Genomic DNA, 11,735 nt, shown 5'->3' with positions numbered 1-11,735 from the left:
ATATGAGGACGACCAGACATTGTAATTCTCTCCTTTACTTTTTACACAAGTCTATCACATCTTTAAAAAAATGGTATGAGAGGGCTTGGAAATCAGCACAGGTAATCTGGACGATTTCATCACTGCTATGACGGCCCATCCCGTGGCTATACATTTGAGAGAGAATGTTTTGTCGGAACTCTTTGATGAACGGTTCCCATACTTCTGTCGGAGCATCAGGGAAGAGAATGTTCGCTACTACTTCTCTATAGTGTCGCCAGTTCTCTTCCATGTTGTAGCGAATGTGGATTCCTCCCCAGTAAGTGTTTTCTTTGAGCATCCGGCGGAATGCTAGGGAGAGCGATCGCTCTGTAGCACTCAAGCTTGTCTCAAAATCAATCCCTTCTTTTTGCTTGAGCATCTCGATGATTAAGCTGGCATCACCGATCAGTTTTCCTTGATAGTCAATAAACGGAACCTTACCCTTTGGGGCTAACTCCACATTGTCTGTTGTGACGATAACGGAGTTGTAAGACAGCTTTGCCATGCGAAGCCAAGTTTCAAGCTCCATACAGGCTGGGCTAATGCTGGGTAGCCCCCAGAGAGATGGTGAGGTGTACAACGTAATCATTTTTTTCAAACTCCTTATGCTGCTAAAACGGGTTCACGATGAATACTGGGTATTGAATTCTTCTGTGCCAGATAATTCTTGGCGGCTTCCGGTTCAAAGAACCATGAGGCTAAGCTGGGCGGATGGTTGAGACCTTGTAAGTAATCGGCGAGAATGTCTGAATTTTCAGCCATTGCCACCATTAGATCTTGCAGATGAGCTGGAGGTGTTAATACACAATCCGTAAAGGTGCGGCTGTGCTGAACGTAATTCCAAAATTCATCAAATACACGTTGCATCCAAGATGCATCGAAGCGTTGGTTACCATGTTCAATGATGCGTTGCTTCACTAGATGCGCCATTTTTGTGGCGTTATTCGCTCCCTGTCCAGTAACGGGATCGTGCAAGAGAGCTACATCACCAATACCCATCACCACTGCACCAGATGGCAAGTGACCAACGGGCTGACGCACGATCGGCGTAATTGCACCCTTGACCCAGGCTTGCTCATCCACCAATTCCAGATCTGCGATCGCCTCGTAATAGTCAGGTTTCAACTGCTGAATCACTTTTTTGCTGATTTCCAGCAATTCTTGACCGCTTTGAGCTTGAGAAAATCGATCCATCGCCTTACCAATGTAGGCTTCCAAAGCAAGTAAGGTACAAAGTTTGTCATTAGCGTAGAAAGGAAACTGAATGATTTCGCCAACATCCGGTAGAACCGTTGTCCCACCCGTATGCAAATCCTCTATATCTCCCTTCAATCCGGTCGTAATTAACGAAATAACGTAACGTTTTGGCTGGTCATGTTCTGATTTTTGGGCATCTCGTTTAAATAAAGTCGAGAAGGAACCTCTACCCGCAGTTATCACCACTAAGTCGTAAGTTTGAGCATACTCTTCCAAGTCTTCTGGTGTCGTGGCTTGAATCACCAGTTCACCCCCTCGTTTGACAAATTCCTGCATCCAGGCTGGGAACTTAAGGCGCTGATCGATTGCTTGCCAATGCTGTCGTAGATCGGAGGACAGAACTAAGGCTGTATTTCCTTCCGGGTCGCACACCTGGCTGCGAAATCGTACACCGTCAGAAAATTCGTCATCCCAAAAATTTAATCCTAGGTTACGTTCCAGTTGTAGTGCGTCTGGAAATAAGATTGGCGTTCCCATCGGTTTGCTATTCAGAATCGCTTCCGGGGTGCGATCGCTAAATAAAGTCACTGCATACCCTGCATCAAGCAAACCAATTCCTAAATGTAAACCAGCTTGACCCGCTCCAATAATTGCAATTTTTCGCATACTAAGCCTGACCTTTTAATTCTAAATGTGGTTGTTTAGCGAACTGGGTGAAAAAACTATTGCTGTTAGCTTTATTTTGGATTGTTGTGCGACTACAACCACCAATAAAGCCGTTTTCTTGAGCTTGTCTTATTTTTGGCTCTGGCTTTAACTCCCTCCGATCTTGAATTTTCTTGCTTATCCACCAAACTTAGAGGAGCATTAACAACATTCACCCAGTACACAGTCGAATTAGGATTTACAATAGATTTGCTTGAAGCTTTGGTAGGTTCTCTCGTACTTGTTCCATCCTGGATAGGCTTCTGTACCGAGGCAGATGATGCAACAGGAAGAGGAGATTGAACAGAAGCAGAGGTGGAATTGGAGTGAAACACATTAACATTCATTAGCTTTTCCTTGTGATTAAGTGCGTAAGTGGCATCAAATCGGTGATATGTGACAGATTACAACTAAGTCAAAACCCATCTATAAACTCCTAAGCAATCAACAAAGATAAACAACGAAGCTGCATAGAAAATCATGCTGCTATCTTGGTCTTGCAAACTGGCAACTAGAAGTTGACCTGAACTCATGGCTAAAAAGATAAATCCATATCCACTCATCGATGTATTTGAGGCCAGTAAAATTCCTCCAATTAACGCACAATAACTGCTAGATAGCTTTAAAAGCTTACTAGAGAATTTTGGTAACTTGAGATGTAGACTTAGAGAAGGCTTTCTGGATTTAGAGAGACGTGGTGAATTCATTGCTCTTTGATAGGAGACTATGTAAGTATTAAAGATTTCGCTAACTCTTCTTTTGCTTTAACACAACCGCTTCTTTGAGAAAGCTAACTGCGTTAACTAGCAATGCATACTTAATCCTCGATAAGCCACTGGCAGTAGACTTTAGAGTTTTTGTCAGTTAACCAACGAGCAACTAAGCGACTCTTACGGGACTTAGTAATTGGAGCTGGCACTGTGTTTAATGCCTGAGCATTACCAGTTGCAATCCTTGTTGCCAATAAAGTAGTAGCCATTTTTTGAGTTTTCCTTTGTAGAGTTTGGGTAAACAAGAAATAACAAGAACTTAAGCTGAGGGAGAGTTGCGGATTTCAGGTAAGAGATTCAGCGATCACTGAATGCTGCCTAATAGTCATTGCTTGCTTGATAGTTCCAGGCGTAAGGCGGTATGACACTTCAGCCAAGGGTACTTTTTGCCGTTGACAAAGCTACTTCTAAAGCTGGTATTCCCCAGCCGCTTTTTGAGTTAAAGGGCGAGGAGTCTTTGAGGCTTTCTTTGAAGAGTTTGCTGATTAAGTTATGGCTGGAACGTCGCTTTGTTCGTTGCGATTCACCCAATAAGTTATTCCTCGATAAATCAACTCATATGAGGTGGGTTTTACAGGAGTTTTTGTAATGGCATTTGGATCGACTCGATAGGTGTTTCCCCGATAAATTAACTCATAAGCTGAGTCACGGGTGGGAGTAGGTTGAGATGGATGACGCGCAGCAACGTTAGCAGGATTGTAATCGTAGGTAGTGCCGCGATAGATGAGTTTCATAAGTTATCTCCTAGTTGGTATCTCGTTGGTTTGGAGTTAAGCGCTTTGCTTAACTGTCCTTATCGTAGAGATTCCCCTTAGAAGAAACATCTGAAAAAAGTCTTGACTCATCTATCAACAAAAGAGATTAACCTCTGCTAACTTTCGTTAATCTACTAAGTAGATTTGCTTAAGTCTTTTGTTGATTGCAATAAGTGACTGTCCTCTAATCAAATGGAATACAAAGATTAAGCAGAAGAGAGAAGCCCTTGTTGCATTGCAACTTATCCCTCTTTTGTCACTCTTGGTAGAGAATTTTCCGGAACTGTTGATTTGTAGGGCTTTCATCTTGCGACTCCAAAATTATTGACAATCGCTAGAGGCTAGAGAGCGCAAGGCAAAAGCGTTTTTGTCTACCCAAAGTGACAAAAGAGGGATTAGATATACAAGAGTTTAATCAACAGTTTTTTGGCAGGTTGAACTTATTGCGAGGCGAAATAGCAGCGAAGTGATGAGGAGCATTAACTATTGAGAGCTGATGCGATCGAAGTTGCATAAATGGCTAACTGGGCTCGATTGCGGAGCGATAAGCGGTTCAGCAAATGGGTCACATAAGTCTTAACCGTTCCTTCGGCAAGGTGTAGCTCTGTAGCGATTTCGCGGTTGGTACAGCCTTGACCAATCAAGCGCAGTACATCTCGTTCTCTGGGAGGCAACTGAGTTAATTCTTCTGGTGCGGGTTGAGCCTCCACATTATCTGAAGCGGGAACGCTTGTCATTAGCCTTTCCATCAGCCCTGGAGCCATTTGGCTGTAGCCGCGATGCACCAAACGAATCGCTTCTGCCAGTTCAGGGGCTGGCATATCTTTGAGCAAATAGCCTTTCGCGCCTGCCCGCATCGACTGAGCAATGTCGCGATCTTCATCAAACGTACTCAGCACTAAAACTTTGGTGTCAGGAAACTGCTCAGTGATCAGTCGGGTAGCTTCTATGCCAGTCATCATAGGCATCCGGATATCCATCAGCACCACATCGGGCTGTAATGTGGCAACGAGAGCGAGAGCGACTTGACCATTCTCCGCAGACCCCACCACTTGGAGATCGGGTTCCTGGCTGAGCACTGCCTGTAGCCCTTGGCAAATCAAATTTTGATCGTCTACAAGTAATAAGCGAATCATTGCAGCACCTCTGATAAGGGGAGTTCAACCTTGATCTGACAACCTGCTGCCGGTTTCGCACTCAGGTGGAAATCGCCGTATAGGGCAGCAATCCGTTCTCGCATTCCTTGTAATCCAAACCCGGCCATTTTCTGCTCACAATTGAATCCCTTGCCATTATCCTCAATAGTGAGGCAAACCCGATCAGCTTTGCTGTCTGGGAGAGAATTGCCAGTTGTGACTAGCTGAATTTGCACTTTTGTGGCTTCTGCATACTTGGATATATTTGTCAATGCCTCTTGCACCACTCGGTAGAGGGTTTTAGACACGGGCGACGGGACACGCTCGGCTAGCTCGATGTGAGTTATGGGGGTGATGCCAGTAACTTGCCGAAACTCTTCTGCTAAATCCGCGATCGCTTCTTCTAAAGGTTGTTCGGCTTGTTCATCTGCCCGCAGCGCCCTCACGGATTGCCGCACCTCCTGCATGGCTGTTTTACCCAGTCGTTGCGCCTGAGTCAGAAAAGACAGGGCTTGAGCCAAGTCAGTGGGTAACAGGGTAGCAACAGCTTGCAACTGAACGTTCAGGGCAGTCAGGGCGTGTCCTAATGAGTCGTGAATCTCTCGGGCAATCCGGTTGCGTTCTTCGATCGCTGCCATCTCCTCAATGCGCCGCAGAAGCGATCGCTCCTGCTCTAAGGCTTGCAGAAGTTCAGCCTGGGTTTGCTGCAACTGGTGATTTTGTGCTTGCAGTTGCACTTGCAGTCGCCGGATGGTGAGTTGATTTTCAATTCGGGCTAAGACTTCCTCGACTTGATACGGCTTTTGGATGTAGTCCACGCCGCCGCTAGTAAAGGCTTTAACTTTATCGAGTACCTCATCAAGTGCACTGATAAAAATTACTGGAATCTCGCGGGTTCGCTCATCGGCTTTCAGACGAGTACAAACCTCGTAGCCGTCCATATCTGGCATCTTGATGTCGAGCATGATCAGATCGGGTGGAGCAGCTTGTGCGCCCATTAGCGCCATTGCACCATTGATTACACTTCGCACTTTGTAGTCGCGATCGGTCAGCGTAGACGAGAGCAGACGCAGGTTATCCGGCGTGTCGTCAACAATCAGGATATTGCCTTTGGGTACAGTATGGGGGGAGTCCATAGGCATCTCTCAAACTTAGGCTTGAGGTTGACTTAACATCACAATCCGATCAAATCGATAGTGATTAACCATCTCGGTGAGGGCAACAGTTAGGCTAGCATGTTCCGGTGGGATTTGCTGAATAAGCTGAACAATTTGCTCGCCATCGACACAAGTTGCAGCTTGATGAAGTTGTTCTCGCCACAGTGTAGACATCACATCGAGTAGTTCTCGGTTTACTTGGGCTGGCGTTTCCGCTTCGGGGGGCAGGACAAGCGGTTCGTAGAGGTATCGCACACCTAGATAATGCGCCATTTTCTCAAAAAGCTCCTCTTCGCGGAAGGGTTTGCGAACAAAGTCATCGCAGCCTGCCGATAGGGCAACGACGCGTTCTTCCTCAAAGGCGCTGGCAGTCAGGGCAATTATCACCGTCGCTTGCCCTTTTAACTGCGATTTGATGTGTTTACTTGTTTCATAGCCGTCCATTACGGGCATCCGCAAATCCATCCAAATCAGGTGGGGTTCAAACGATTCCCACAGGGCGATCCCTTCTTGACCATTGCTAGCTTGCTGGACTTCAAAGCCGAGTGGCTCTAGCATTTTGATCAACAGTTGGCGATTTTCCCATTTGTCCTCCACCACCAGCAGGCGATAGCGGGGTTGATCGGGCGCTAACCCAATCACTCGCTGATGGCGCTGTTTTGGGGAACCGCCAGCCTCAGTAGCGAGCGCTACCTGCACAGAAAATTGAAACTTGGTTCCTCGCCCGACTTGGGTTTCTAGGGTAATGTCTCCGCCCATCAGCCGCACGAATTCTCGGCTAATCGCCAAACCGAGTCCGGTGCCTTGCTGAGATTTGCGCCCCGTTTCGGTTTGAGCAAAGGCATTAAACAAGGTTTTGACCTCTTCTTTGGCAATGCCTGGTCCTGTGTCTTCCACTTCAAAAAACACAACAGAGGGAAAATTCTCCGTGTCTTCGTGTCTGGGGGTCTGTGTGTCCTGCTTTCTCACTCGCACACTGATGCTACCGACTTGTGTAAATTTCATGGCGTTTGAGAGCAAGTTCATCAAGACTTGGCGTAACTTACTCTCATCGGTTGTTACACATTGAGGGATGTCGCCAAGCCGCTCAATCTTCAACAGCAGACCTTTAGCAGTGGCTTTGGGTTGCCACATTTCTTCTAAGGTGTTGAGCAGGTGATGGAGGTCAAAGCTAGTTTCGTTCAAGCGTGTCCGTCCCGCTTCAATCTTGGACATTTCCAACACGTCGTTTATCAATCCCAGCAAATGCTCGCCGCTGTGCGTAATGGTGTCCAGGTATTCTTGCTGTTGAGAGGTCAAAAGGCGATCGCGCAACAGTAGTTGGGTAAATCCTAAAATAATGTTGAGGGGGGTACGCAGTTCGTGGCTCATGTTTGCTAGAAATTCGCTTTTGACATGGTTGGCGGTTTCTGCGGCTTCCTTTGCCTGCTGCAAGGCAGCAGTTCGCTCGTCTACTTTGATTTCTAGCGTGTGTAAATACTCCTCTAGACGCTCATACAGTCGGGCATTTTCTAAGGAAATGGCGGCTTGGGCGATGAGCAGCTTCAGGACTTCTTTACGATCGCTCGTAAAGGCTCCCGTACTCAGGTTATTCTCCAAGTAAAGAATGCCAATCAGTTTGCCTTGCTTAATCAGGGGAGTACACAGTAGCGATTTGGGATGATGCTGTTGGATATAGGGGTCATTTGTAAAGGTCGGCTCTATCGAAGCATCTTCTAGTACCAGGGTTTCACCTGTGCGTTGTACATAGTGAATGACGGTTACGGGAATATCCGAGTCATTGCCAAGGATTGTCTCTTGCTGTTGGCAATTCCCCTCACCGATATATTGAGCAACGACTACCAGCTTGTCTTCTTCTAGCAAGATCAGAGAACCTTTCTCGGCTCCAGCATTCTCAATTACTACTTGCATTAAGGTTGATAGCAAGCGATCAAGGCGGATTTCTTCCGAAAGTGCTTGAGCGGCTTTCATGACGGCAGAGAGATCCAGATTTGCCAGCGCTCTACCGGAGGTAATCGTGGGTTGATGATGCTCGGTAGGGGAACTGCTGGCGCGATCGCGGTTGAGCAATTGTGGATAGCGATTTTCTAAGTCTTTTACCTTGGCTAAAGCACCCCAACGCTGGTAGCAATAGTGTGCCTCTTTCATATACATAGAGGCGAACTTCTCCCGTCCCCGCGCTAGATAAAACTTGGCGGCTAGCTCATAAGCTAAGGCTTCTTCTTGGATATACTCATTTTCACAAGCTCCAATAATTGCTCGTTCATAAAACTCTTCCGCCTCAAGAATATTCCCCAATACTCTGGCTTTTTCAGCTTCTACTAAATCGTATTTATGCTGGAAATTCATTGGGGCATAATATGCACATTTATGTAGTTTTCCTTGATGAATTCTAATTTTGAAAAGTAGATGTTCTTGTTCTAAAGTAGAGATCGAAGGATATACTGCCAGACACGCTAGAGAACTGTAAAAATGGAATATAGGAACACTTACCTGTGCTATCACACCTTCTAAATACTTCTCGGCAGCAGATGCATTTTTTCGAGCTACTGTGAATTCTCCAAAGAGATAACAGAGGATAAGCTTGTGTATGTAAAGGAAAGGAAGTGCAGTTATATCATTGGTAGACAAATAAAGTGGTAGCCATTTCTCTTCGTTATACACCTCACCGATTAAACGGCAAGGATTTTCAACCCTTCCAAGTAAGTTAAGAACTACCTGCCGATGCATTTGAATATAGCTTGAGGAATGTTTTTGTCCCAGTTGAGCTATGGCGTTACTCCAGAAAGCCATCTCTCGTTCCAGCTCCTTCAGTTCCAGACCACTAAAATATGAATATCGAGCTTTAGTTGTTCCGTTATAGCCGGCAAATACAAAATCTCCGTTTTCTATGCCACTAGAGTATCCCTCTTGGAAAAGTGATAAGGTATCCCTAAGATGGAACTTTCCATGCATGATGCACATTGCAACTGTATGGCATACCTTACTCTTGAGTTCTCTCGCATTCAACCGTTCAACTAGACTTAAACCTAATTGGCCGAATATATAAGCTCCCTCAATATCGTTGGCTACTCCACTTAAGATGATTCCGTAACAAACAAAACTAAAAGCAGAAAAGGAAGCATTGCCATATTTGATCGATAAATTCACCTGTTCGCACACAATCAACGGAAATAGTACTGGCGCAGCTTGATAAACAGGAGAAGTTATATGGGATATGATACTCATGGCTGCTAACTTGTCAGTTTTTGTCATTAGCGGCAGGTTCATCAACTCTTGTAATCTTCTCCCTGCCAAAGCAATCTTTGTTTCCTCTAGTTTTTGCTGAACATCCAACTCGGTGGGCAATTCTGGTAAACTTACTCCCAGTTTCTCCAGCACTTGTAGCCCTGTCTTGACGGCTTCCAGTAGTTTCATTTGGGCCATGCAGGTTTGGATTTTGACCTCATAAACTTTCACTTTGTCTAGAATGGTTTTGGCTTGTTCCAAGACAATCGTTGCCCATTTTTCCATCTCGTTGAAATGACCGCAAAGGTATGCAGCTTCTGCCGCCTCCTCATGCAGAACTAAGCTGAGATCGTATTGATATTGCCAACTATCAGCAGAGAGCAAGGTTATTCCCATCTTTAGATATTTCAATGCTGCCTCGTAAGCGATCGCCGCTTTAGCTTTCTGTCCTGCCAGCAAATTCAACTGCGAGATTGCCTCTCGTTCTGCTTGCTCAAAGACAACTTCAACGCCAAGATTAAGATGATCTACTATCTCAAAAATCTTGTCGGCTAACGTCTCCTGTGTAGTTGAATGCCACAGATTGCGACCAATTTGTAAGTGAACGGCTTGTTTTTGATTCTCATCAATCAAGGCATAAGCCGCTTGCTGAACGCGATCGTGCAAGAATTTGTAATCTTGAATCAACAGTTGCTCATCTAACTCAGAAGTTGGCAAGATGACCCCCAACTGAACCGCCTTGATGAGAACAGGAAACAGTTCAGATGATGACTTTTCACAGATAATCGCCAGGATATTTAAACTAAAATTAGCACCGACACAAGCGGCTAATCGTAATACCTGCTGCGTGGTTGGAGGCAATTTTTCAAGCTTGCCAATCATCAACTCCACAACATTATCAGTGATATTCTGTGCTTCAATTTGAGCCAAATCCCATTGCCAAGCGCGTTGAGCAACATCAAATTCAATCAGGTTTTCTGCGTGCAGAATTTTCAGAAATTGCTCAACAAAGAACGGATTACCTAGCGTTTTTCGCTGCACCAATTCTGCCAACGGTGCGACTGAGGCAGTATCTGTGTGCAAGGTCTCAGCCATCAGTTGGCGAGTATCCTCTAGGGCTAAAGGCGTGAGGGTGATTTGATTGACCGTAACAGCTTTTTTGCGTAACTCAGCCAGCAGCAACATCAACGGGTGATTTGCCTCGACTTCGTTATCTCGATACGCCCCAATTAACAAAAGAGATTCTGTCTCACAGTCGCTCATCATTAACTCAATTAGCTTCAGCGTTGCTGAGTCTACCCATTGCAAATCGTCAAGGAAAATCACCAAAGGATGCTCTGGAGAACAGAACACCCGAATAAACTTCTGGAACACCAAATTAAAACGATTTTGCGCCTCAGTTGCACCAACTTCCGGCACGGGGGGCTGAGAACCGATAATCAGTTCTACTTCGGGAATCACATCTATAATTATTGACGCGATCGCACCTGTCGCCTCCAGAATTTTTTCTCGCCATCTGTTTAGAGATTCCTGTGGTTCCGCCAGGAGTTGCCGCACCAATGATTGAAAAGCACTAACTACAGCCGAATAGGGAATATTACGTCCAAATTGGTCAAATTTTCCGGCAATAAAATAGCCTCTTTTTTGAGTGACAGGTTTATAAATTTCTTGCACTAGGGCTGATTTACCTATCCCTGAATAACCAGCAACTAACATCATTTCGATTTTGTTAGTTGCAAGTTGTCCATTATCCGTTGTTAGTTTTTTCTGACCGCTGACTCGCTCAAATGCTGCTAGTAAGGTAGAAACTTCTGCCTCGCGCCCATAGAGTTTTTGGGGAATTTGAAACTTGTCAGAAATATCTTGAGAGGTCAGGGGAAATTCCGATATGCTTCCCTGACTTTCTAACTGGTTCAAACATTCTTCTAAATCCGCTTTGATTCCGGCTGCACTCTGATATCGCTCCTCGGCATTTTTAGCCATCAATTTGAGCACAATATCAGAAACAATTGAGGGAATCTCTGCTACAAGCTGGTGAGGTGGAACTGGCTGTTTTGCAAGATGACAATGCACCAATTCCAGCACATCATCCGTCACAAATGGCAGTTGCCCCACCAGCAGTTCGTAGAAACTGACTCCCAGCGAATAGAAATCTGTTCGGTAATCTAGCATCCGATTCATCCTCCCGGTTTGCTCTGGGGAGATATAGGCTAAAGTGCCTTCCAGGGCCGTGGGATTGCTGAAACTCGGATTGGTGCGGGCAAATCGGGTGGCAATGCCAAAATCAATGATTTTGACTATCCCGGTAGCCGGATTCAAGATGATGTTATTGGGGTTGATGTCTTTGTGGATTATTTGGGAGGCGTGAATTGAGCCTAAAATTTCTGTCACCTGAATTGCCAGTCGCAGAAATTCTGTCAAGGGCATCGGGCAATACAGTTGTGGCAACTCCTGCCGTAATTTCTCCAAAGACTCTCCACCAAAATCCTCCACAACCATCACCAGCGTTCTTTGATAAGCTTGTTGGCTATAGACCTTAATCACCCCTTCCAGATTTAGAGAGCAGGTAATTTCATATTCCTGCTTGTAGCGGGTCAGTTCTGAGGGACTGGGATAGTCTTGTTGGAGAAGTTTGAGGATAACCGGGGTGTTGTCCGGCTGGCTTGTCCCTCGGTAAACTAGCGAATTGGCGCTTGAGTAAATTTGGGCGTGAACCTCAATGTTAGGCAGAACAAGCATACTGACACCCCAGAGTAATCTTTCACA

At 45.5% G+C, this 11,735-nt stretch carries 6 protein-coding genes; all 6 read right to left on the bottom strand.

The genetic code is table 11. The features are described 5' to 3' along the window. Positions 1-34 precede the first annotated feature (34 nt). The 6 genes from QUA53_RS24850 to QUA53_RS24825 all read right to left on the bottom strand — a co-directional run bounded on the left by QUA53_RS24850 (position 35) and on the right by QUA53_RS24825 (position 11,708). The gene (locus tag QUA53_RS24850; protein WP_333100332.1) at positions 35-610 is read right to left on the bottom strand and encodes a Tom37 metaxin N-terminal-like domain-containing protein; all 576 of its coding nucleotides are present in this window, start codon (positions 608-610) and stop codon (positions 35-37) included. Positions 611-624: 14 nt separating this feature from the next. Further along, positions 625-1,884 (bottom strand): styrene monooxygenase/indole monooxygenase family protein, encoded by a 1,260-nt coding sequence (locus tag QUA53_RS24845; protein ID WP_333100331.1) that lies wholly within the window; start codon positions 1,882-1,884, stop codon positions 625-627. Between the two features lie 1,294 nt (positions 1,885-3,178). Beyond that, positions 3,179-3,427 (bottom strand): DUF4278 domain-containing protein, encoded by a 249-nt coding sequence (locus tag QUA53_RS24840; RefSeq protein ID WP_333100329.1) that lies wholly within the window; start codon positions 3,425-3,427, stop codon positions 3,179-3,181. 500 nt (positions 3,428-3,927) lie between these two features. After that, positions 3,928-4,584, bottom strand: coding sequence for a response regulator transcription factor (locus QUA53_RS24835; RefSeq protein WP_333100328.1), 657 nt, complete (start codon positions 4,582-4,584; stop codon positions 3,928-3,930). Continuing rightward, entirely contained in the window at positions 4,581-5,720 is a 1,140-nt protein-coding gene (locus QUA53_RS24830; protein ID WP_333100327.1) for a response regulator, read from the bottom strand. Before QUA53_RS24830 ends, QUA53_RS24835 begins: the two co-directional genes overlap by 4 nt. A 15-nt stretch (positions 5,721-5,735) precedes the next feature. Then, positions 5,736-11,708, bottom strand: a complete 5,973-nt coding sequence (locus tag QUA53_RS24825; protein WP_333100326.1) for an AAA family ATPase — start codon at positions 11,706-11,708, stop codon at positions 5,736-5,738. Between the last annotated feature and the right edge of the window lie 27 nt (positions 11,709-11,735).

This window comes from Microcoleus sp. Pol12B3, assembly GCF_036701355.1.
Lineage (GTDB): Bacteria > Cyanobacteriota > Cyanobacteriia > Cyanobacteriales > Microcoleaceae > Microcoleus.
Note: the sequence above shows the minus strand (reverse complement) of the source record. Positions and strands in the feature narration are given on the sequence as shown.

Bases quoted from the DNA above. Each gene is read 5' to 3' on its own strand.
- QUA53_RS24835 (WP_333100328.1), bottom strand. From the start codon at position 4,584: ATGATTCGCTTATTACTTGTAGACGATCAAAATTTGATTTGCCAAGGG.
- QUA53_RS24840 (WP_333100329.1), bottom strand. From the start codon at position 3,427: ATGAAACTCATCTATCGCGGCACTACCTACGATTACAATCCTGCTAAC.
- QUA53_RS24830 (WP_333100327.1), bottom strand. From the start codon at position 5,720: ATGGACTCCCCCCATACTGTACCCAAAGGCAATATCCTGATTGTTGAC.
- QUA53_RS24850 (WP_333100332.1), bottom strand. From the start codon at position 610: ATGATTACGTTGTACACCTCACCATCTCTCTGGGGGCTACCCAGCATT.
- QUA53_RS24825 (WP_333100326.1), bottom strand. From the start codon at position 11,708: ATGCTTGTTCTGCCTAACATTGAGGTTCACGCCCAAATTTACTCAAGC.
- QUA53_RS24845 (WP_333100331.1), bottom strand. From the start codon at position 1,884: ATGCGAAAAATTGCAATTATTGGAGCGGGTCAAGCTGGTTTACATTTA.